The sequence below is a fragment of the Cellulophaga sp. Hel_I_12 genome (genome assembly GCF_000799565.1).
Classification (GTDB): Bacteria; Bacteroidota; Bacteroidia; order Flavobacteriales; family Flavobacteriaceae; genus Cellulophaga.
The window spans coordinates 51,179-72,248 of sequence record NZ_JUHB01000001.1; the positions used below are offsets into that span (position 1 = coordinate 51,179).

Consider the following 21,070-nt stretch of genomic DNA (forward strand, 5'->3'; position numbering starts at 1 on the left):
TTTTTTTATCTCAATCGTTTTTTAATATCCATTCTCTGATTTAAAATTCTAACGATTTCCACAATTTCATTTTCCGCTTTTCTGTAAAAAATCAGATGCGATTTTATTTTAGTAACTCGATAGTCTTTTCGAGTTAGTTCAACCGATTTTCCAATCAGATAATTATCCGCAATAAATTCAATCTCTCCGATTATCAAGTCGTAATACCTGTCGGCTTGTTCTTTTGACCATTTGTGAAAAGTATAAACCCAAATATCATTTAAATCGTCAATCGCTTGTTTACTTATTCGATATTGTTTTTTACTCATAAGTGTTTGCGATGTAATTCAGTCAGGTTTTGTTTTGGGTCAAAATTTTCAATAAAACCACTATTTTCACCAACTTCGAGAGCTTTAATTAGTTCTCTTTCTTTTTTTTCTTCGCGTTCCAACAAGCGTAATGCAGAACGAATAACTTCGCTCACCGAGCCATATCTACCAGAATTTACTTCTTCTCTGATAAAATCCTCAAAATGATTTCCGAGTGATATTGATGTGTTTTTTCCCATTTTGACTATAATTTTACTCAAATGTACCAAATATTGGTAATGTAGCCAAATTGCACACAACGTTCAAGCTATGAGTAGTGCGGAGGCAAGGAAACCTTTTTGTTTCCGTCTGCGCACGTAGCAAAAGCTTTTTGTTTTGTTTTATTTTTTTTCGTCAGAGCAAAATCCAAAAGATTTTGCGGACACATAAATATACACAAACCATTGAATTAAACACCAAAACCCGCATTACTTATAGGTATTGTTGTGGCGCGTTTTTATTCCATCCGCAAAGTGTCGAACCCCATTGGCGTAGGGGGATGATACGGAACTTGCTCCCAAAACGCAAGATTTAAAACAACATCAGTTTTTAGAGAATCATATTTTATTGCCAATGTATTTATGAAACTTTCAATTCCAACCGTTTTTTCGTCACGCATAGATTCAATAATCACGAAATAGTTATCTGGTTTGTCGGTTGAATTGGATGAATGATAATATGAGAATTCCGAGTGTAACATCATGGATAGCGAGTCCAAATTAATTTCAGGTAAGCTTTGTTCATGATAGACTTTACCTCTGTTAAAAGTTACATAATGTTTTCCTGCGGGGTCAAATATGAACGGTTCGCAGTCTTGAGTGGGATAAATATTCCGAACAATATTTTTAGATTCTATTACAATCCTAGGAATACTGTCATTACAAGACACTTCGATAATTCGGTCAATGAATTCACCATATGTTTTAAATCCGTCAAGTCGTAGCGAAACTTTTAAACTGTCATTTTCTTTTTTGCCATAACCATATTCTTTTAATTCCCTTTTTTGATTTACACATGCCGAAGTCATTAATATTAGAATCAAAATTTTGGTAATGTTCAATTTCATTTGGGAGGTTCTGTTAAATGCGCCACAACGTTTGGGCTATGATTAGTGCGTTGCAGAAATCCGACGGATTTCCAACTACGCACTAAGCAAAAGCAGTTTGTTATGTTTTATTTTTTTATCTCAAAGCAAAATCAAACTGATTTTGCGGACATAATAAATATACAGAAAACATAGAATTAAACACCAAAGCCCGCATTAATTATAGCCGTTGTTGTAAAACGTTTTTTTCTCAATGTTTGCGTTTTACTTTTTACAATTATGTATTCCACAAACTTTGTGAATTCCATCTGCGTAATATTTGCGTTTTGCTTATAAATTCCGTTTACTCAAAGTTTGTTAATTCCATTTGATAAACGATATATTACTCGATATCTAAATTTTCTTATTCAATTTGCCATTCTTGCAAATCATTTACTGGACTTGGCAATCTTTCAATCAGGTATTTCAATAAAATTTCAGGCTTAAATTCTGTATTTTTTGTTTCAATTACCCAAGAAAGATAATCTTCTGGACTACCGTTTAAATATGGTGCTGGTGAAACTGGGTAGAAAACGGTTGGTAACCTTTCGTTAACTGAAATATAATTAACTATACAACCTAACTCTTGGATTACATTCCAAACTAAAGGGTGTTTAATGTCAAGTTTAAATTTAACCCACCAAAATCCATTATCTTCCAAATTGAAAGAAATCGGTTTTTTTAGGGACGGGACTTTTTCAAGATATTCAATTAAAGTTTTAAATCCTTCTTCCTCCAATTTTTTATCGTTTTTTGAATTTCCACGCTTCTTTAAGAAATCAAATATTCCCATTTTTTAGCAAATGTTTTACAACGTTTCTGCTATGCGTAGTGCGGAAGCAAACTTGCGCTTAACTTTCCGTTTAGTACAAAGCCAAAACAGTTTTTTTGGATTTTAATTCTTTTGTTTTAAAGCTAAATCAAACTGATTTGGCGACTTAGTAAATATACACAAAACTTAGAATTTAACACCAAACCACCGCATGACGTATAGGTATTGTTACCACACGTTTTTTTTGGTTTTTGTTGCCAATTGTTATTTCCGGTATTACTTTTCCATAAAGTTTTTAAAATCCAACTGCAATACTAGCTTTAGAGTACGTTTAAAGCCAACAATACAGGATTGAGTTTTTTGTCCGACTGCGTAAGAGTTGTATTTCGATTAGATGCGATTAAGGACGTCTTTTTGTATGCGGCTAATTTTTTTTACAAGCCTTTCAAATTGGCGCCTAAAAATTCCCAAAAGCGCCGTTCAAATTAAGAGGTAAGAAGTAACTTGTTCAATACGTGATCAAACGCTTCTCGCTTGCACGCCTCTTACAAGTTACTCCTTTCCAAAGTATTATGAAAATATATTTGTTGTAGGACATTGATTTTCAGCTAACTGACCGCTTGTTAATCATGTTTTGAGCATATTCATTTTTTTCTTGATAAAAAAACGAACCAAAAAAATCAAGGCTTGTCCCTTCGGATATATTTCACATCCTCAACGCTAAATCAAATGAACTCGCTATCGCTCAAACAGCATTTGATTTTTAACGCTTTCTGCGGTGGAAATATTAATCCTGCCAGGGAACTAGGCCGTAAAAAGCCAGAATTAAAGATAAGAACACTTAAGATGATTTAGTGCAGAGTGAACCGCTTAGACGCAATGTGTGGTAACGCTCGGGCTATGATTAGTGCGGTGCAGAAATCCGACGGATTTCCAACTACGCACTAAGCAAAAGCAGTTTTTTTTGTTTTAATTTTTTACCCCAAAGCAAAATCAAACTGATTTTGCGGACTTTATAAATATACACAAAGCACAGAATTAAACACCAAGGCCCGCATTAATTATAGCCGTTGTTAGCAAAAGTATATTTTTTCTGCGTTCAGATTCACTGCTCATTTTTTCCGTTCAGTTTTTCAATTCCGACTGCGTAAAGTTTGCGTTTTGCTTTTCAATTCCAATTACACAAAGTTTGTAAATTCTGTCTGCGTAATCTTTTCGTTTTGCTTTTTTAATTCCGTCTTTTTTCTCCTTAAAAGACTCCGTTTAGCCAGCTCGATTTAAGTTCAGTTTTTGCTGTCTTTGGATATTTTTGCTAACGTTTGGTGTATGGTTGGTTGCGTGTGCAGCAACTAATTTAGTAAACAAATACTTGCCATAGAAAATTCCGAAGGAATTTTTCGGATAAGCACTTGCCAAAGCAATTAATTATACACGTTGTTGGCAAATCGTTTTTTATTCCTCTTCTTCAACCAAAGGATAACTGAAGATAGTTATTACTTCATTATCAATTTCAGCTTGGTCAAAATATTTCGAATGCGAATCGTCGGTATCGTTTTCATAAAACTCCCGAGTGATAAATTCCAAATTATCTAATGAAGTTATTATCCAACCAGATTCATCAATCATTTTTTCCGCTATAATTTTTGCGCTTTCAATGTCCGAATAATTTATCCAGCAATTTATATAAGCTCCAGCATCGTCAGTTGGTCTTAAAGGCTCATTTTTTGGTTTCGCAGTATATTGAATATAAATCATTGTTTTAAAAATCAGTTTATGATTTACTTCATTTTTATTTCAACTGTGATTTCTTTAATTCCATCTTCAGGTGGTCCAAATCTTAATTTGGCTTTTGCTCCATTCAAAAAATCAGTTTTTTCCAAAGTTGATTTAATTCCATTAAATAATGTTTCGGCATTCGGTCCGTACATATAAAGAAATCCATCACTATAATCCGTTGCGATTTCGTGGCCGTCATAATCTCCCAAATTATTTTTCTCAATAATATTTTTGAGCTTGTCTCTTAATTCGTAAATCTTTTCCATTCCTTCAATTCCATAATTGAAATGTATAATAACAGCGTGTTCGATTTCCTGTTCAGTCGATTTAGGAATTGAAACTTTTTTACTTCTAAAAATTTTGTCTAAAAATCCCATTATTGTTATTTCTAATGTTTGCCAACGTGATTGTATAAGATTAGTGGCGTGTTTAAGCACCTAATTTAGCAAATAAACACCAGATAGAAAATCCGCTAGGATTTACGTAGGTAGGCGAGGTCTAGCCATTAATTTTATACGGTGTTGCCAGTAGTTTTTATACATTCAGGCTTTTATTCTGTTATTTTTATTTCAGAGTTTAATTTTATTAAGTCCGAAATCAGTTCGTCATTATTTTCAGGCGCGATATAAATTTCATCATACTTATTGAACTTTATAATAAGTCCATTTCTCGCCAATGCTGGTTTAATTCCGCTCCACATTGTTTTTCCTTTCAGAATTTCTTTTATGTTCGGAATTTCAATTTTCCCTCTTAAAAATCCAGAACGATAAATCAGTTCGTTCTTTTCAATTTTGTAAAAAGTGTCAAAATAAATCCAAAATAGTAATATCAATGGACTCAATAATGGTAATAAAATAAAAGGTTTTTCCGTAAAAGTATTTTTGTCAAGAAAGAAAACAACTATCGGTAAAATCATAGAACCAATTAATAAATAATTGAAAAGTCCTTTTCTATTTGCTTTATAAATTTTCATTCTATTCTGTTTTTCTCAAATTACTGGCAACGTTGCAGCTATGAGTAGTGCGGAGGGAAGGAATCATTTTTGTTTCCGTCTACGCGCGCAGCCAAAGCATTTTGTTTGCGTTTTATTTTTTAATGTTTTAAATGCCAAATCAAACTGATTTGGCGACCTTATAAATATAAACAAACCATTGAATTAAACACCGAACTCCGCATTACTTATAGGTATTGTTGGCAGTAGTTTTAATTTTATTCATAAATCTCGTTTTTCTAATTTTCTTTTTTCCTCGCAATATGACTGAAAGATCTTGCAAATTGGCAGTCCCATTAACAATAATAATTGACTCTTTGGATTTCAGCATTAATTCCAAATAGGTAAAGTCAGTAAATGGAGGGCCATATCCATATGACTGGAAAACTTTTACATGGCCTATATCTGATTTCAATATTTCCTTTTTAATAGTTCCATTTTCAATTATTAGCTTAGGTGTTTCTTTTTCCAATTTTACAATCTTATTGGCTTCCATTTTGGAATATTCATTACGGTAATTAACCACCCTTATGATAGTCCAAAACACAAACCCCATTGGAAGTATTATCAAAATCAATTTCCAACTTTCTTCAATATTATTAGAAAGCCCCTTTATTATGATATAGATTAGGCATACGCCAATAAGCAATCCACTTAAAATATAGAACCAAGTATCCGAGTGATGTTTGTATTTATATGTTTCGGTCATTATTAATTACTGCCAACGGTTCGGCTAAGCGTAGTGCGGAGGCAAGGAAACCTTTCGTTTCCGTCTGAGCACGAAGCTAAAGCTTATTGTTTTGATTTATTTTTTCTTGTCTAAAGCTAAATCCATAAGATTTAGCGACACCATAAATATACACAGACCTTTTGATTTAGCCCTAAAGTCCGCATTACGTTTAGGCATTGTTGTAATCAGTAGCGACACGCATGAGTAAGAACGAACGATTGTGTTTCCTTATTTTTTCCGCCCGAGTGAAGTCCATCTGCGCAACAGTTGCGTCTGATTGAAGTCCGTTCGCAATTATTTATTTTTTAATCATTTGTGGAATAAATTCGTCTTCTTGCCCAAATCTATATTCAATATTTTTTTCTCGAAAGAAAGTTAATATTTCTATTAGTTCAGTTTTATTAACTTGACTTTCTAAAGTAACATAAATCCAGTCCATTTCGTCAGCTTTGTTTTCCTGATTTGGGAGACTTGCAATGATTTCGGTTTTACAAGATTCAGAGGAATGGAATTTTAAGTCTTTCATCATTAGTCCGTCTTCTGAAAATAGAATGAAGTTGTTTATCATTCTTTCAGGTTTATAAACTGTTTTAAGAGTATCATTCTTAATTGACTGAATCCAAACATTAAACTTTTTTTGAAAAACTTGAAGTTCCGTGTTAGACGCTGCATCAGCTTGAACTTCGAAATTATTGTCATTTTGTCCAGACATTAGAAGAGGAATTTGAAAAAGAATAATAATAAATAAGAGTTTTCTTTTCATTTGGAGCTATTGATTACAACGGCCCTGGCTATGGCAAGTGCGGGAATTTGAAACCGAATCTTTGTCCGCCAGACCGAATGTTATTAGTTGCAATATCTTTATTTTTAAGCAGTCAGCCCGCATTTGCTATAGCCGATGTTGTAGCCAGTGCTTTTATTTTTCTTTTTTTAATTTATAAAGCGTATTCCAATTCAGTCCGCCATTGTCGTGATTCTCCCAAAATGTTCTTAAATCTTCAACCGTCTTAAAATTCTCTTTTTCTGGTCCGAATTGATAGTCAGTTAGGAAGTAGATTTTATTGTCAGGAGAGTTGTCAATAGCAATCTCCAAAATTCGGTTTATGTCATTTTTGTACTCTTGTCTGAATTGGAATTTGAAGTCTTGATTTGCGTAACTATTGTCTTGGTTACTTTTTAGTCCTTTTCGTTTTTTGTCAAAGTCAGGATCTTCAAATTCCCAGTCAATTATTTGTCCAGCAAAGTATCCACTATCCTTATCGGTTTTAAATTCAGGGTTGCCGATATGAATGATTGTTCCTTTTTGCTTTAGAAGAAAGTCATAGAATAGTCCTCTGTGACTCTCAAGTTTCTTTTCCTCAATAATGGCAACATCAAAGTCATCTTGATTTAGGTCAAATCCAGTCGAGTTAATTGATGCTATTTCTATTGTCGGCATTTTCTTGGTTGTCTTTTTTGCATTGGCTACAACGTTTCAGCTATGCGTAGTGCGGAAGCAAACTTGCGCTTAACTTTCCGTTTAGTACAAAGCCAAAACAGTTTTTTTGGATTTTAATTTTTTTGTTTTAAAGCTAAATCAAACTGATTTGGCGACTTAGTAAATATACACAAAACTTAGAATTTAACACCAAACCACCGCATGACGTATAGGTATTGTTACCACACGTTTTTTTTGGTTTTTGTTGCCAATTGTTATTCCAGTATTACTTTTCCATAAAGTTTTTAAAATCCAACTGCAATACTAGCTTTAGAGTACGTTTAAATCCAACAATACAGGATTGAGTTTTTTGTCCGACTGCGTAAGAGTTGTATTTCGATTAGATGTGATTAAGGACGTCTTTTTTATGCGGCTAATTTTTTTTACAAGCCTTTCAAATTGGCGCTTAAAAATTCCCAAAAGCGCCGTTCAAATTAAGAGGTAAGAAGTAACTTGTTCAATTCGTGATCAAACGCTTCTCGCTTGCACGCCTCTTACAAGTTACTCCTTTCCAAGGTATTATGAAAATATATTTGTTGTAGGACATTGATTTTCAGCTAACTGACCGCTTGTTAATCATGTTTTGAGCATGTTCATTTTTTTCTTGATAAAAAAACGAACCAAAAAAATCAAGGCTTGTCCCTTCGGATATATTTCACATCCTCAACGCTAAATCAAATGAACTCGCTATCGCTCAAACAGCATTTGATTTTTAACGCTTTCTGCGGTGGAAATATTAATCCTGCCAGGGAACTAGGCCATAAAAAGCCAGAATTGAAGATAAGAACACTTAAGATGATTTAGTGCAGAGTAAACCGCTTAGACGCAATGTGTGGTAACGCTCGGGCTATGATTAGTGCGGTGCAGAAATCCGACGGATTTCCAACTAAGCACTAAGCAAAAGCAGTTTTTTTTGTTTTAAATTTTTTATCTCAAAGCAAAATCAAACTGATTTTGCGGTCATTATAAATATACACAAAGCACTGAATTAATCACCAAAGTCCGCATTAATTATAGCCGTTGTTAGCAAAAGTATATTTTTACTGCGCTCAGATTCCCTGCTCAGTTTTTCCGTTCAGTTTTTCAATTCCGACTGCGTAAAGTTTGCGTTTTGATTTTCAATTCAAATTACACAAAGTTTGTAAATTCTGTCTGCGTAATCTTTGCGTTTTGCTTTTTTAATTCCGTCTTTTTTCTCCTAAAAAAACTCTGTTTAGCCAGCTTGATTTAAGTTCAGTTTTTGCTGTCTTCGGATATTTTTGCTAACGTTTAAGTATATGAAAAGTTGCGTGCAAAAAAGCGCAAATTTTTCGGTTTAGTATTGACCATAAAAATACAATAAGACCAATGAATTAAGCACTTACCAGCAATTTTTTATATACATTGTTAGCCACTAGCTTTATTCCGTTCTGTATTTCAGTTCCAATATTTTCTTGTCGGTTCGGATTGAGCGTTGGCAAGACATACTCTTTTGCAATTTTGGGTGGTGTGTTGGCTTGAGCGAATTGCAAATGTGTATGGCTTTAAGCGTTGGCTTTATTTGTTCGTAATATCAATTATTTCGTTTGTCTTATACAAATTCGGCAGAAACTGTGATTTAATTCGGAATTGGCTACGTTTCTTGATTTTCGGTTTTGTAGAGATATTTTCCATTTTAATTCCTGGGTCATAATAAATATTCCCTTTTGCCATTTCTCCTAAAAACAGTTGAAAATCAGTTCCAGTTCCCAAAATTATGTTGTTTCCATATTTATATTTTCTGTCGCCAGTCGTTTCGGAAAGTGATGGAACATAACAAGCTTTATTATGCTTTCTGTTCCAATGTAGTAGCATTGAGGCAAAACTCCACGAAGCAGCTTCGTTGTCATTTTTATCAATTAAAGCAATTCTGCCATTTGTATTCCTAATTTTTCCGCTTTGTTGGTCAAATCCGACCAGTTGCATTTCCAAGTCAGTTAAATGATGTCTCACTCCAGTTTTATGAACTCCACCAAAATTCATTCGGTCTTTTCTGCCCATTTTGTCAGCATAACCATAATTTTTGATAAAATATTCGGTTCCTTGAGTTCTGTAGATTCCGTCTGTTGGTTCTGGTGTCATTAAAGTTATGACAGAAGATTTTATATTTTCAAATTTCTTAACGCCAAATTGTTTAACTTCCCAACCCATAAAATCAGGTTCAGAGTAGCCATTTGGTGTGATTCCCAATTCCGCTTCTAAAGTATAACCACCACAATTTGGTGACCTGCAAGGTAAAATGTTTCCGATAGAATCAAGTCGTTTGGATGTTATCCAACCAAGTTGATAGATACGAAGTAGCTCATTTAATAATACTTCTCGATTGTTTGCGGATTGTGGCAATTCAATAACTGCAAAAACTCCGTGTTCAGAAACGGTTGGCTCACTTTTAAATTCCTTGGCAATTTCCGAGTCTGGTCCGGCAACATATCCTAAAACTGTTCCAGTTTTTGTTACTGCAAAGAACAAAAGTCTGTCAGCAAGTCTTTGTGTCATTAATTCAGATGGTGGTTTTTGACAACCAGAAAGAAAACCTGAAAATCTAACTTCAGGATATTTTGGATAAAGAATTAATTGGGCTTTTGGTGCAGGAATAATATTGCCATCATCGTTTAGCCAACTGAAATTTATTTTTGCTTTAAATCGTTCCTTGTTCCAATCGCCAGCTTCCTCTGTTGTGATTTCGGAAAGCGGTAAAATGTTTAAGATTTCAAAGTTACCACCGAAATAAACTTGATTTTTGGAATTGTCGTTTGGCGCAAGTGTTTTTACGTAGATTTTTTTACAGCCATTATTGGTAAACAGCGACTTTAGATTTTTTAGATTCATTGATTTTCAAAAGTTCTTTTACAATGTTTTCGCTAACCGCTTGAAATAATGGGGTTACAACAGAATTGCCAAATTGTTTATATGCTTGATTATCAGAAACAGGAATTATGAAATTATCTGGAAATCCTTGAAGTCTTGCACATTCTCTCGGTGTTAATCTTCGTGGGTTTTTACCTTTTTGAGGTATTAAAATTTCTGCTCCATCTTTGTAATAACGAGCACTCATCGTTCTTGAAATTCCATTGAGGTCAGTTAAGCCAAATCCAAATCCGTTTCCTTTTGCTTTATGCTTTTTCTTGTATTCTTGAAGGTAGTTCCAAAGTTTATCTGAAAGCGTGTATTTTGGGTCAACTTTTGGTTCAAGAATGTCTTTGATTGCGTAAGTTTTGTTTGTTGGCTCTGGAAATTTAAAGGTTTCTTTGCCTTTGAAAACAGATTTTTTAAAGCCTACAATTACAATTCTTTCGCGATGTTGAGGAACGTAATTTTGACCATCTAAAATTTTATAATGAAGATTGTAACCTAAATCGGTTAGGGTTTCTGTTATGACTTTAAAAGTTTTTTTCTTATCGTGTGAAACAAGATTTTTGACGTTTTCCAACATAAAAACCGAAGGTTTTTTATAATCTAAAATTCTTGCAATGTCAAAAAATAATGTTCCTTGTGTTTTATCCAAAAAACCGTGAGCTCTACCTAAAGCATTTTTTTTGGAAACTCCTGCAATTGAAAAAGGTTGACAAGGAAAACCTCCAAGTAAAATATCGTGGTCAGGTATGTCTTTTTCTGAAATTTCGGTAATGTCGCCAAATGGCACTTCTCCAAAATTAGCTTCGTAAGTTTTTTTTGAATAGGTGTCCCATTCGCTTGTAAAAACACACTTTCCACCGTTATTTTGGTAAGCCATTCTTAATCCGCCAATTCCTGCGAAAAGGTCGATGAACTTAAATTTAGGTTCTGTTTGTGGTGGAAAAGGAATGTCCCATTTTATTGGTAAATAATATTGAAAATCAGGTTCTTCAACTATGTTTAATTTTTCGTGCAGTTCAGTCAAATATTCCTTTGCGGTTGGCTGAAAATATTGGGAAACACCATTTTTGTGATTTTGAAAATAGTGTGTTAAATGAGCTAAATCGTTGTCGGTTTTTTTGTCAACAACAATTTGAAGTTTGTCCTTTATTTTTGAATATCGTTTGTCCATAGTTATCTGTAAAGAACGTAAAAATTAGCCTAAAATTCACGGTTTTGCTTTCAAATTCTTAACAATCTTGTTAACGTGATTTCGAGCGCAAAGGCGAAAACAGCTCTTTTATTTTTTTGAGCGTTGGCTTTAAGCGTTGGGAAAAAAATGAATGTGCTGTTTCTGCGGCTGGCTTTTCCGATGGATTTTTAATTCAAGTCCGGATTTTTTTTTCAGCTTGTGGCTAACGTCTCGTATATGAAAAGTAGCGCTGAAAATAAGCGATAACTTTTTGGATGAACACAAGCCGAATTTTTAAATTTTACTATTTATTTTATTTTTGGAAATTTGTCAAATTTAAAAATTTGGCGACTTTCCAAAAATGCCCAAGCCTTCCTGTTAGCAACGACTTGCGCTATTTTTTATATACATTGTTACCACACGTTTTTCTGCGTTACAATATCAGATTTTCCAATTGATTGCGAATTGAAAATAAAAATAATACAATTAAAAGTGTAATCAGATTAGTTTTGAATTTCACATATTCTTGTTTTCGGTATTCCTTAATTATTAAATAGATTAAAATTCCGCCAACGATTAACATTGGAAGATAATTTATTATTAAATCAACATACCACAATTCCGCTATTCTACTTGAGCCTGCACCTGAACCATATAAAAGAAAAAAAGCAATAATCTCAATCAGAAACAAAAGGATAATCATTGTAAAAAATATTAATGACCTAATTCCAATACCGAAATAATTGGTTTTTACATTAAAAAAATCGGCGATTTTAAATTCAGTCATTTTTAATATTATAATCCAACCAATATTTTGCCATTGTCAACATTTCGTTCGTAAACATATTATTCAGCTCTAACTTTTCGAAATAAGTACAACCTGAACAAACAGAAACTAATTCAGATGATCGTTTAATTCCTGCAATCAAATTTAATTCCGTTTGGTTAAGATTATATTTCCCAATTTCAGTCAGTTTTTCCAGAATGATTACAGACATATATTTTTCCGCCGTATTTTCCGAACTCAACTTTTTCGAAATCCATTTATAGTTTTCGCTTTTAATTTTTTTCGCAAACTTTTCAACCGTTTTAGATTCGCTACCCTCAAAGTAGCAAGCAAACCCAACCATTTCATTTTTATCCACGTTGTCTTGAGCATTTAAAACGCTTAAAATTCCGATTAGAAATACTATAGTCAATATTTTAGTTCGCATTTTTCTCAAATGTGTGGTAACGGTCGAGTATATGAAAAGTAGCGCTGAAAAAGTGCGCTATCCATTCGGTTGTACTCGAGCCGAATTTTTAAATTTTTCTATTTATCTTTCTTTTCTCAAATAGCCAAATTTAAAAATTTGGCGACCTCGAAAAAGTGCCCGAACCTTTGTGTTTGCAACTGCTCGCGCTATTTTTTATATACATTGTTGCCCACAGGTTTTATCCGCGTCATTGTCCAATCTAAATCACGAAAATGAGGACTGCTTTCGTATTCTAATTCATAGAATTTTAACCTTTCGAATGGTACAGGTTTTAATAATTTAAAATTAATATGCTGTAAGCGTTCAAATTTTTCTCTTTTTGGCAATTTAGGAATTATTTCACGAAGATTATTTAATATCTCTGGTGCCATCTGTCCGTTTTCCATTTCGAGTTCATCATCCTTAACACCATTTATTTCGATTAAAATTGGTTTTTGTTCGTAATCCAAATATTGCTCAATTTTGAACAAGTTAAGTTCTTTTGGTAATTCAAAAAATTTATCCTTTTCCTTTATTAGTTTAAATATCCGAATGCAATATTCTAATATCTCACTACCATACTTGTTTTTACACGCATAAATTGCTCCCTTTTCTCTTGTTAATGCAACATAAATTCCATCGTGGCGATAATTGAAATAAAAAGTTTTCCCATTTGGCATAGGAACAGCTAAATCAGTTTGGTTTGCCATTGCCAAAGTTGCATCTCTAACATTCAGATAATTTTGATTTTCCATTAAATCTTTTTCCGCGCGAGAGCTCAAATACTTTAATAAATCTAAATTTTTAAAATCAAAGTTTGGATTTATTCCGCCCAAACCATTTTCAATTATTGAATTAAGAAAAATTGATGATGTTCCGTGATAATAATTAAAGGTCATTATTTTTTTCAAACTTGTGGGCAACGTTTTTGTGTATGGACCGTTGCGTGTTAATGCCCGCACCTTTCCAAGTACAAATCTACGTGAAAATTCCGCAGGAATTTTCCAGATGAGCACAGACCCAGCAATGGTTTATACACGGTGTTGTGGTTAGTTTTTTATTCAGTTTCAAGTTGTTCATTTATAAATTCCAGAGTACTGTTAAAATAACTTTCTAAATTTTCAAATTCGTGTTCTCCAGGATACCAATTTGCAAATTTCCAATATTTCCATTTTTCATTTGTTGAGTTTGGTGGAATTAAAAGAAAGTATTGTTCTTCATTAATTCCGCCAACAACTATGCTTTTTTCCAGTTGATTTCCAATATCAGCTATTGAGTCAAGACTATAAGCTTCTATAATGAAACTGTCAATATTTTTCAGAAAGTCAATTTTGTCAATCGGCTCAAAAGTTGGTTCGATATCGTTTGGTGCAGAAAATCCGTTTGTAATGGATAAAAACAGTTTAAAGTCGGCTGGTAATTCAATTCCGAGTCTTTTTTCGGTCAGTTTTATTTCAGTTTCCGACGCTGGTTTAGTTCCTAACCATTTATTTTCAGTCTGCATTTGAGTAAACTCGAAATCAGCTAATTCAATCGCTTTCTCTGATATTTGTTTTAGTAGACTGTTCATTTTTTAAATTAACCACAACGGTCTAGTATAAGAAAAGTAGGGCAATTTTAAGCGATACTTTTCGGATTAAGCTAAAGCCGAATTTTTAAATTTTATTAATTAACTTTTCTTCTTTTAATTATACCAAATTTAAAAATTTGGCGACTTTGCAAATACACACAGACCTTTCGATTAAGCACTTTTTGCCCTATTTTTTTTATACATTGTTACCTGCTGGCTTTATTTCCGAAGTTGCTTTAATCTATCAATTGCATTTTGATTTTCGGGATTTAATTCCAATGACTTTTTGTAATTGGAAATAGCATTTTCAAAATCATTATTGTAGTAAAAACCTTCGGCTAAACTATCATATAGATTTGCTGATTTTGGATAAATATGTAAAGCTAATAAAAAGACATTAACACCTTGTTCTAATTTTTCAGGATTAAATGACAATCGTAAACCTAGTGTGTTTAGCATACCTTCTTGAAGTTCAAGATTTGGATATTTGGTAAGCGTTCTTTTATACAGCGAGATTAAATCCTGATAACCTTGATTGAATGCTAAATCGTTAAAATCTTTATAATCGAACTCCTTTTTTACGGCTTGTTTCATTTTTTTTGAAATCAAAGATTCAGAAAAGCCATTTTTAACAGGACTATTTTCAATAAACTCCTTTGCATTTTCTTCATTTTTTAAAGTCGCATTTAAAAACTGTAAGGTATGTTCAGACATTAGTTTATAGGAAACCATAATTTTATCATCGCTTTTGTCTTGTCTCTTATCTCTGTTGGCAAATAAAACACCGAAAGAACTAAAATAGGAATGAGTTAGGTCGTGGAATCTATAACTGTAAGCATTACTATATTTCAATGAGTCATTTAATTGAAATTTGTAATTTAATTCGGCCGGAATTTTATCGCTCTTTAGGACTTCTTCTGGAATTTCTTTTTGAGCAAAATGAATATATGGAATAGCAAATTTGTCTAAATTAAAATAGGGTGATTTTTCCAATACAGCGTAATTATATCTTTCAGTTCCATCTAAACTTACAATTGCGTTTATGTTCTTATGTTTCATTACAGTTATAGCATTGGAAAGTCCACCAAAGCTAAATCCCATAAGTGCTATATTATTAAGGTCTGCATTTTTGTATTTACTAATTTCTTTCAAAAGAAATTCTACATCTCTGGATTGTGTTTCCATATCTTTTGTACTTCCGCCTTCTAACCACCTTGTTTCTGTTCCTCTTGAAGGACTTGATATAACTACAAAACCATTGCTGGCTAAATACTCGAATAATGCAAAATTTTCAATTGATGATGCTTGGTAACTGGGTGCATATACAATGACAGGAAATTTTCCATTTAAAGGAATTGAATTGGAAAAAGCAGTTACTTTCTCAGAAAGATGTGCTTTGTTTTGAGGTGTATTCCATAAATAGGGAAACCAATCAAGTAGAAAGTCATTCGGCAAGTTTTTCCATTCCTCTTCTTCTTTTAAGATTTCCAAATAATCTAAAACACTTAATTCTGTAGATATTCCCTCTTGAAATTCAGTAGGATACCATAAACTTATTGAAATAGGTCTGTTTATAAGTTGGTTGTTAAATTCATTATGGATACTATAGGTTCTTGTACTATCAACTGCTGTATAATGCTCAAATCCAACTTTGTATTTTCCGTTATTCAGGTTTATTTCTTCTAACGAAGTCTGTCCTTTTACAGTTGATATTTGAAATAGTACTATGGTAATTATAATTGTTAGTCGCATTATTTTAATTTTAGTGTCCACAGTATAGATGCGATATTTTGATAATTGTTACAGGTGTTTTTTTTGCTTGCAGGTAACGTTTGGGCTATGATTAGTGCGGTGCAGAAATCCGACGGATTTCCAACTACGCACTAAGCAAAAGCAGTTTTTTTTGTTTTTATTTTTTATTTCAAAGCAAAATCAAACTGATTTTGCGGTCTTTATAAATATACACGAACCTAACTCAAAAAACCAAAGTCCGCATTAATTATAGCCGTTGTTGTAAACAGTTATTTTTTTATTTGTTTTAATTCAGTCAATCTTTTTTTATACATCTCAAAAATCACATTAGCATTCCATTCCTCGTCTTCTGTTTTTCCGTGTCCGAGAGATATAAGGGCAATTAACTTTCCATTTTCTGTATAGAATTCGCAATTCCAACTCATTTGCGTGATATGATTTTTCGGAATATAGTTTTCCGTTTCTTTTGCGTAAATCAAGTCGCCATTTTTCTCAAAATAGATTTCTTGATAATATGTGTCGCTTTTATGGGAATCAATTGTAATAATTCGATTTCCGTTTTTCAGTTCACAAACATCCCAAAATTCCGTTTTTCCATTAAAGTCAGACACAGCATCAACACCAGTATAACATTCCGCCATATTTTTTTCAAACTCTGCATTGATTTCCGAGCGTATTTTTTCTTCCTTTTCAGGTTGACTTTGAGCATTACAACTCAAAATTCCAAAAGTCAATATTAAAGTCAGAAGTGCGTTTTTCATAATTGTTTACAACGTTTGGGCTATGATTAGTGCGGTGCAGAAATCCGACGGATTTCCAACTACGCACTAAGCAAAAGCAGTTTGTTATGTTTTATTTTTTTATCTCAAAGCAAAATCAAACTGATTTTGCGGTCTTTATAAATATACACAAACCACTGAATTAAAAACCAAAGTCCGCATTAATTATAGCCGTTGTTGTGTGTAGTTATTTATTAAACCCAACAGGACCTTTACCTTTTCCATTATTTATTAATTCTTTTTTTAAATTTTCGAATTCATCGGTCGTAATGATTTCTCTGTCTTTTAACCATGATAAATTCATTAATTGAGGTTCATATGGCATGTCAAAATCAAGAGTTCCATATTTTGATTTAAGGTATTTACTTATTCTACTTGTTAACTCACTTAAAAACTCATCAAACTGTTTTTGATTTGGTTTGGCTTTTAAAATTTCAATATACCCATTGTTCAGAGTCGGAATTAATACCAAGTTTTTGGATTTCACATAGGTAATCATTGCACTAAACAACGTAACCATAAAAAGGAAAAGTCCAACACCAAACCATCCATCTCCCTTATAGTTCTCTGGATTAAATAGATTTATGATGAAAAATCCGCCAAAAATTAGCGTGATAATCAACATTATATTATCAGTCTTTTTTTGAAAAATAAGCTTATTGGTGTCGATTTCTTCATAAGGAATATTCAATTCTTCTGAGCTGGTTAAGTCAGATGATTTAATATTTAAATCTTTTTTATTCATTGTAAACTCTCTACGCAGGAAGAGTTTTCTTTGTAATAGAGTCATATTCTTTTTTAATTACACACAACGTTTTAGCTATGAACAGTACGGGAGCAAACTAGCGTTTGCTTTCCGCCATGCACATAGCGAAATATTTGTGTTTTGTTTTTTCTTTTCCTGTCCAAAGCAAAATCTCAAAGATTTTGCGGTCTTCATAAAAATACGCAAACCTATCGATTAAGCCCTAAGCCCGTATTGTTTATAGGTTTTGTTGTACCACGTTTTTTTAAAATAAGTCAGGGTAACGTACTTTTAAAATACTGTCTTTTTTTTCTTTCAGTTCCAATGGAGGTAATCCAATCGAAATTCGGTTGCTATCCACCTTTTTAAGGTCATCTATCATACGGGCATATCCACCTCCTTGTGCATGATACGTTCCATAAATTTGAGGCTCGTCATTATACAAATAATATTGGTCAATTATAGTACCTAATGTATTTGGCGAACAACTTCCGCTTTTGATAAATTCAGTTAGTTTTGGGACGAAGTATTTCATTCTGATGGAGTCAGGTGTATGTAATAACATCGTCGAAATATGCACAGATGTTTGGTCTATAGAATAACTTCCGATTACCGTTTCGTTTGGATATCCAAATTCATTGAATATCTCTATAATTCTATTGGTATTATAAGCATCAATTTTTTCTTGTTTCTTTATGTTTTTTTGAAAGTTACCATTTCGATATTTTTGGTCTTCGATTTTCATTTGCTTAATTTCTTCTCGAAGATCTAAATTTATTTTCGACAAAGCCACATTTCGTAAGTAATCATATTCAGAAATCAATTTTTTTCCTTCTTCAGATGCGAATATTTTATCAAAATTTTCATTCTGCTGAAGCCATTTTATTTCATAACCTCGTTCGATTTGTTTTTTGATAAATTCAATTGCTAATACACTCTTTCCTAAAATCGCACAAGTCTCTGCAAAATTTGCGAGTTCATTATACCCTTCTGTGTTTATCGGTTCACAAGAATTAAAAGCTTCTTGATACATTTCAAATGCTTTCTTGTAATTTTCAGTTTCAAATGCGATATCTGCTTGATAAAGATTCTGATAGTAGTTTGTAATGTAATCACATTCAGTTTTTGATTCTTTTTTGCAAGAAACGAGTGTAATAAATAGAATGATTATAAAATATTTCATTAGTTTTTTCTCAAATGTCTTGTCCTGAAATATGGCTACAGGTTAAAATTGATTTTACGCTGTTTTTAAATATACCATATTTGGTGTTTTATAGTCTAAAGATAAATGTAATCTAATTTCATTGTATAAATTAATAGCATTTTTTGTTGCTCTTTTGGCGTGAGCCACGTCTGTAAAGGTTTGGTCTAGATAAAATTCATCTTTTAAGATTCCATTTACACGTTCTGCCATTGCATTTTCATAGCAATGGTTTTGTTCTGTCATACTGATTTGTATTTTGTTTCTTTTGAGTATTTGTGTGTATACATTACTGCAATACTGTATGCCTCTGTCTGAATGATGAGTAAGATCTTTAATACTCTTAGCTTGATAAATAGCCTTATGAAGCGCCCTGACACATCCATTGAGCTCTAGACTATCACTAAGGTCATATCCAACTATTTTACGAGAGTACATGTCTGTAATAAGAGCTAGATAACAAAAGCCTTTTATAGTTCTGATATAGGTAATGTCGGATACCCAAACTTGATTAGATCTAGTAACTTCAACATCTTTTATAATGTTGTTATACTTATAAAAGCGATGGTATGAGTTAGTGGTTCTGCTACTGTATTTCTTTCTAAGTGTTAGCATTTGATGTTTTCTAAGGACATTAAACAGTGTATCTCTGCCGACTTTAAGATTGGCTATAGTAAACTCGTCATCTAAGGATTTAACAAGTTTACGCACGCCTTCTCTAGGAAGGGATCTGCGTCTTTTGTGTACTATTTCAATAATCTGTTGTTCTAGTTTTAAACGTTTGTCAGCTCTATCTTTATACTTATAATAGGCATTACGCTTTAGACCAAAACAATGGGTTATAGCAGCTAAAGAAGCAAATCCCTTAGATTTTCTTTTGGCTTTAATTAAGGCTTTATACTTAGCTTTTTTTTTAGTTCAGCCACAGATTTATAGCCTAGATCTTCAGCAGCTACTTCTAGGTATGAATCTAATACCAAGGCATCCAGATCCTTTTTTAAGAGTAACTTTTTAAGCTGTTCTATCTCTTTTTGCAGTTCTTTAACTCGAGTTATCTCGTCTTTTGTTTCCACTTTTACTCTGGTGTTCATTAGGTCTTTACGGTTATACTTTCTAATCCATTCATTGATGGTGGTAGGCGCAATACCATAGAGTTTACCTAATTGGTTTTTGTTTAGTTTCCCGGTTGTAATTTCGTCTAAAATTTTCAGTTTAAAAGGTTCTGAATACCGTCTGATTACTTTGTCATTTTTGTACATAATGTTTAAAATTATGTAGCCTTTATTCAGGACGGGTCAAAATGTGGTACAACAATTGGATATGCACTATTGCGTATATCCAAACTATGTGCCTAAGATAATAAATCTTTTATTTCCATAAACGACCTGTTTGCAACATGGGTATAAATTTCAGTGGTTTTGGTGGAACTGTGACCTAATAAGAGTTGAATATGCCTTAGGTCAGTGCCGTTTTCTAAGAGGTGTGTTGCAAAACTATGCCGTAACATATGGGGCGAAACTTTTTTGAAAATACCCGCTTTCTTTGCAGCTGCTGAAATAATGTTTAGAACGCTGGTAACACTATATTTAGCTCCTGATTGCCCCTCAAAAAGGTATTTCTTAGGTCGGTATTCTTTATAATAGTGCTGTAGGTCTTTTAACAAACTTGGACTTAATACAGAAATGCGGTCCTTATTTCCTTTTGCATTTTTAATGATTACCACCATTCGTTTACTGTCAATATCAGTCACATGAAGATTCAATAACTCTCCTCTACGAAGTCCTGAAGAGTAAAGTAACCCAACAATACACTTGTGCTTCATATTATTGGTAGCATTAATAATTTTTACAATTTCTTCCTTAGATAATACTTCAGGCAATTGTTTTTCCTTTCTTGGTCTTTCAATAGAATATAACCTATTAGGCATTCCATGCACTATTTCATAAAAGAATTTTATAGCGTTAACGGCCATATTTACATAAGAGTTCGACTTCCCTTCTTGTATTAATTTTTGTAAATATTTTCGAATATCTATCTCATTGAGCATCATAGGATCTTCCGTATAATAATAATTAATGAAGGTCTCAAAGCACGATACATAGTTACGAACCGTGTTGTCAGAATATCTTTTAAGCTCAAGTTTTAGTAAGTATTCTTCGGGACATGGTTTAAAACCTAATTTTGGTTTCCGCTTTCTATACCGTTCCAGATTAAGTTCAGGATTGTCAGCATTTATAATTTTATCTGAAAAGAAAAAGTTACCATTCACCCAAGCAATACCCTGAAAAGTTTTGAAAATTAAATCTAAGTTGCTTTTATTGTTTGGAATATAAAACATACCAAATTCCTGGCTCCAAGCTACATTTGGCAAAGTGTCCACTAGCGCTTGAATAATTTTATTAGTGCTAAATTGAAGTCCAACACACTTTTGTTGATGGATCAATAAATGTTTTAAGGTTATACTTTTTTGTAGTTCCATCCTTTTTTTTGTGCAATCTAATGGATGTAAATGATTTAATCGTATCTTAAGCGAATAATGTTCGCATAGACATTTACTTAAGTTTAG

General features: G+C 32.8%; 24 protein-coding genes. All 24 read right to left on the reverse strand.

Annotation, left to right across the window (positions count from 1 at the left end; translation table 11 throughout):
- Window positions 1-5 precede the first annotated feature (5 nt).
- Window positions 6-308 (reverse strand): type II toxin-antitoxin system RelE/ParE family toxin, encoded by a 303-nt coding sequence (locus tag GQ45_RS00340; protein WP_047414191.1) that lies wholly within the window; start codon window positions 306-308, stop codon window positions 6-8.
- A complete protein-coding gene (locus GQ45_RS00345; RefSeq protein WP_047414192.1) occupies window positions 305-547 on the reverse strand; it encodes a type II toxin-antitoxin system ParD family antitoxin in 243 nt (80 codons plus the stop codon). The genes GQ45_RS00340 and GQ45_RS00345 overlap by 4 nt, the downstream gene beginning before the upstream one ends.
- Before the next feature lie 257 nt (window positions 548-804).
- The gene (locus GQ45_RS00350; protein WP_047414132.1) at window positions 805-1,413 is read right to left on the reverse strand and encodes a hypothetical protein; all 609 of its coding nucleotides are present in this window, start codon (window positions 1,411-1,413) and stop codon (window positions 805-807) included.
- Window positions 1,414-1,795: 382 nt separating this feature from the next.
- On the reverse strand, window positions 1,796-2,224 hold the full coding sequence (locus tag GQ45_RS00355) for a hypothetical protein (RefSeq protein ID WP_197056888.1): 429 nt from the start codon (window positions 2,222-2,224) through the stop codon (window positions 1,796-1,798).
- A gap of 1,431 nt (window positions 2,225-3,655) precedes the next feature.
- Window positions 3,656-3,958, reverse strand: a complete 303-nt coding sequence (locus GQ45_RS00360; protein WP_047414194.1) for a hypothetical protein — start codon at window positions 3,956-3,958, stop codon at window positions 3,656-3,658.
- A 23-nt stretch (window positions 3,959-3,981) separates the two neighbouring features.
- On the reverse strand, window positions 3,982-4,356 hold the full coding sequence (locus GQ45_RS00365) for a hypothetical protein (RefSeq protein WP_047414196.1): 375 nt from the start codon (window positions 4,354-4,356) through the stop codon (window positions 3,982-3,984).
- A 173-nt stretch (window positions 4,357-4,529) separates the two neighbouring features.
- Window positions 4,530-4,952, reverse strand: coding sequence for a PH domain-containing protein (locus GQ45_RS00370; protein WP_047414198.1), 423 nt, complete (start codon window positions 4,950-4,952; stop codon window positions 4,530-4,532).
- A 202-nt stretch (window positions 4,953-5,154) separates the two neighbouring features.
- Window positions 5,155-5,679 (reverse strand): hypothetical protein, encoded by a 525-nt coding sequence (locus GQ45_RS00375; RefSeq protein ID WP_047414200.1) that lies wholly within the window; start codon window positions 5,677-5,679, stop codon window positions 5,155-5,157.
- A gap of 319 nt (window positions 5,680-5,998) precedes the next feature.
- On the reverse strand, window positions 5,999-6,463 hold the full coding sequence (locus tag GQ45_RS00380) for a hypothetical protein (protein ID WP_047414174.1): 465 nt from the start codon (window positions 6,461-6,463) through the stop codon (window positions 5,999-6,001).
- A 153-nt stretch (window positions 6,464-6,616) separates the two neighbouring features.
- Window positions 6,617-7,138 carry a hypothetical protein gene (locus tag GQ45_RS00385; protein WP_047414202.1) on the reverse strand — a complete coding sequence of 174 codons (522 nt, stop codon included), beginning with the start codon at window positions 7,136-7,138 and terminating at the stop codon, window positions 6,617-6,619.
- 1,391 nt (window positions 7,139-8,529) lie between these two features.
- Window positions 8,530-8,688 (reverse strand): hypothetical protein, encoded by a 159-nt coding sequence (locus GQ45_RS17935; RefSeq protein WP_156125310.1) that lies wholly within the window; start codon window positions 8,686-8,688, stop codon window positions 8,530-8,532.
- Window positions 8,689-8,713: 25 nt separating this feature from the next.
- Entirely contained in the window at window positions 8,714-10,024 is a 1,311-nt protein-coding gene (locus GQ45_RS00390) for an MvaI/BcnI family restriction endonuclease (protein ID WP_047414204.1), read from the reverse strand.
- On the reverse strand, window positions 9,987-11,222 hold the full coding sequence (dcm, locus tag GQ45_RS00395; RefSeq protein ID WP_052188080.1) for a DNA (cytosine-5-)-methyltransferase: 1,236 nt from the start codon (window positions 11,220-11,222) through the stop codon (window positions 9,987-9,989). Before dcm ends, GQ45_RS00390 begins: the two co-directional genes overlap by 38 nt.
- A 433-nt stretch (window positions 11,223-11,655) precedes the next feature.
- Complete coding sequence (locus GQ45_RS00400) at window positions 11,656-12,009, reverse strand: hypothetical protein (RefSeq protein ID WP_047414206.1); 354 nt, start codon at window positions 12,007-12,009, stop codon at window positions 11,656-11,658.
- The gene (locus GQ45_RS00405; protein WP_047414208.1) at window positions 12,002-12,436 is read right to left on the reverse strand and encodes a hypothetical protein; all 435 of its coding nucleotides are present in this window, start codon (window positions 12,434-12,436) and stop codon (window positions 12,002-12,004) included. The genes GQ45_RS00400 and GQ45_RS00405 overlap by 8 nt, the downstream gene beginning before the upstream one ends.
- A gap of 188 nt (window positions 12,437-12,624) precedes the next feature.
- A complete protein-coding gene (locus GQ45_RS00410; protein WP_156125312.1) occupies window positions 12,625-13,368 on the reverse strand; it encodes a hypothetical protein in 744 nt (247 codons plus the stop codon).
- 146 nt (window positions 13,369-13,514) lie between these two features.
- Window positions 13,515-14,027 (reverse strand): SMI1/KNR4 family protein, encoded by a 513-nt coding sequence (locus GQ45_RS00415; protein ID WP_047414212.1) that lies wholly within the window; start codon window positions 14,025-14,027, stop codon window positions 13,515-13,517.
- Between the two features lie 219 nt (window positions 14,028-14,246).
- The gene (locus GQ45_RS00420) at window positions 14,247-15,779 is read right to left on the reverse strand and encodes a prolyl oligopeptidase family serine peptidase (RefSeq protein ID WP_047414214.1); all 1,533 of its coding nucleotides are present in this window, start codon (window positions 15,777-15,779) and stop codon (window positions 14,247-14,249) included.
- A 269-nt stretch (window positions 15,780-16,048) separates the two neighbouring features.
- Window positions 16,049-16,540, reverse strand: coding sequence for a hypothetical protein (locus tag GQ45_RS00425; protein ID WP_047414216.1), 492 nt, complete (start codon window positions 16,538-16,540; stop codon window positions 16,049-16,051).
- Window positions 16,541-16,745: 205 nt separating this feature from the next.
- Window positions 16,746-17,348, reverse strand: coding sequence for a hypothetical protein (locus tag GQ45_RS00430; protein WP_156125298.1), 603 nt, complete (start codon window positions 17,346-17,348; stop codon window positions 16,746-16,748).
- A 220-nt stretch (window positions 17,349-17,568) separates the two neighbouring features.
- The gene (locus GQ45_RS00435) at window positions 17,569-18,486 is read right to left on the reverse strand and encodes a DUF6624 domain-containing protein (protein ID WP_047414115.1); all 918 of its coding nucleotides are present in this window, start codon (window positions 18,484-18,486) and stop codon (window positions 17,569-17,571) included.
- Window positions 18,487-18,540: 54 nt separating this feature from the next.
- Entirely contained in the window at window positions 18,541-19,392 is an 852-nt protein-coding gene (locus tag GQ45_RS00440; protein WP_052188076.1) for an IS3 family transposase, read from the reverse strand.
- Complete coding sequence (locus tag GQ45_RS00445) at window positions 19,392-19,763, reverse strand: transposase (RefSeq protein ID WP_047414120.1); 372 nt, start codon at window positions 19,761-19,763, stop codon at window positions 19,392-19,394. Before GQ45_RS00445 ends, GQ45_RS00440 begins: the two co-directional genes overlap by 1 nt.
- Window positions 19,764-19,855: 92 nt before the next feature.
- Entirely contained in the window at window positions 19,856-20,983 is a 1,128-nt protein-coding gene (gene xerA, locus GQ45_RS00450) for a site-specific tyrosine recombinase/integron integrase (protein ID WP_047414217.1), read from the reverse strand.
- Window positions 20,984-21,070 lie beyond the last annotated feature (87 nt).

Coding starts and splice junctions, on each gene's coding strand:
- GQ45_RS00360 (WP_047414194.1), bottom strand. CDS start 3,958: ATGATTTATATTCAATATACTGCGAAACCAAAAAATGAGCCTTTAAGA.
- GQ45_RS00350 (WP_047414132.1), bottom strand. CDS start 1,413: ATGAAATTGAACATTACCAAAATTTTGATTCTAATATTAATGACTTCG.
- GQ45_RS00380 (WP_047414174.1), bottom strand. CDS start 6,463: ATGAAAAGAAAACTCTTATTTATTATTATTCTTTTTCAAATTCCTCTT.
- GQ45_RS00420 (WP_047414214.1), bottom strand. CDS start 15,779: ATGCGACTAACAATTATAATTACCATAGTACTATTTCAAATATCAACT.
- GQ45_RS00370 (WP_047414198.1), bottom strand. CDS start 4,952: ATGAAAATTTATAAAGCAAATAGAAAAGGACTTTTCAATTATTTATTA.
- GQ45_RS00405 (WP_047414208.1), bottom strand. CDS start 12,436: ATGCGAACTAAAATATTGACTATAGTATTTCTAATCGGAATTTTAAGC.
- GQ45_RS00375 (WP_047414200.1), bottom strand. CDS start 5,679: ATGACCGAAACATATAAATACAAACATCACTCGGATACTTGGTTCTAT.
- GQ45_RS00435 (WP_047414115.1), bottom strand. CDS start 18,486: ATGAAATATTTTATAATCATTCTATTTATTACACTCGTTTCTTGCAAA.
- GQ45_RS00415 (WP_047414212.1), bottom strand. CDS start 14,027: ATGAACAGTCTACTAAAACAAATATCAGAGAAAGCGATTGAATTAGCT.
- GQ45_RS00430 (WP_156125298.1), bottom strand. CDS start 17,348: ATGACTCTATTACAAAGAAAACTCTTCCTGCGTAGAGAGTTTACAATG.
- GQ45_RS00355 (WP_197056888.1), bottom strand. CDS start 2,224: ATGGGAATATTTGATTTCTTAAAGAAGCGTGGAAATTCAAAAAACGAT.
- GQ45_RS00400 (WP_047414206.1), bottom strand. CDS start 12,009: ATGACTGAATTTAAAATCGCCGATTTTTTTAATGTAAAAACCAATTAT.
- GQ45_RS00445 (WP_047414120.1), bottom strand. CDS start 19,763: ATGTACAAAAATGACAAAGTAATCAGACGGTATTCAGAACCTTTTAAA.
- GQ45_RS00425 (WP_047414216.1), bottom strand. CDS start 16,540: ATGAAAAACGCACTTCTGACTTTAATATTGACTTTTGGAATTTTGAGT.
- GQ45_RS00365 (WP_047414196.1), bottom strand. CDS start 4,356: ATGGGATTTTTAGACAAAATTTTTAGAAGTAAAAAAGTTTCAATTCCT.
- GQ45_RS00390 (WP_047414204.1), bottom strand. CDS start 10,024: ATGAATCTAAAAAATCTAAAGTCGCTGTTTACCAATAATGGCTGTAAA.
- xerA (WP_047414217.1), bottom strand. CDS start 20,983: ATGGAACTACAAAAAAGTATAACCTTAAAACATTTATTGATCCATCAA.
- GQ45_RS00385 (WP_047414202.1), bottom strand. CDS start 7,138: ATGCCGACAATAGAAATAGCATCAATTAACTCGACTGGATTTGACCTA.
- GQ45_RS00340 (WP_047414191.1), bottom strand. CDS start 308: ATGAGTAAAAAACAATATCGAATAAGTAAACAAGCGATTGACGATTTA.
- dcm (WP_052188080.1), bottom strand. CDS start 11,222: ATGGACAAACGATATTCAAAAATAAAGGACAAACTTCAAATTGTTGTT.
- GQ45_RS00345 (WP_047414192.1), bottom strand. CDS start 547: ATGGGAAAAAACACATCAATATCACTCGGAAATCATTTTGAGGATTTT.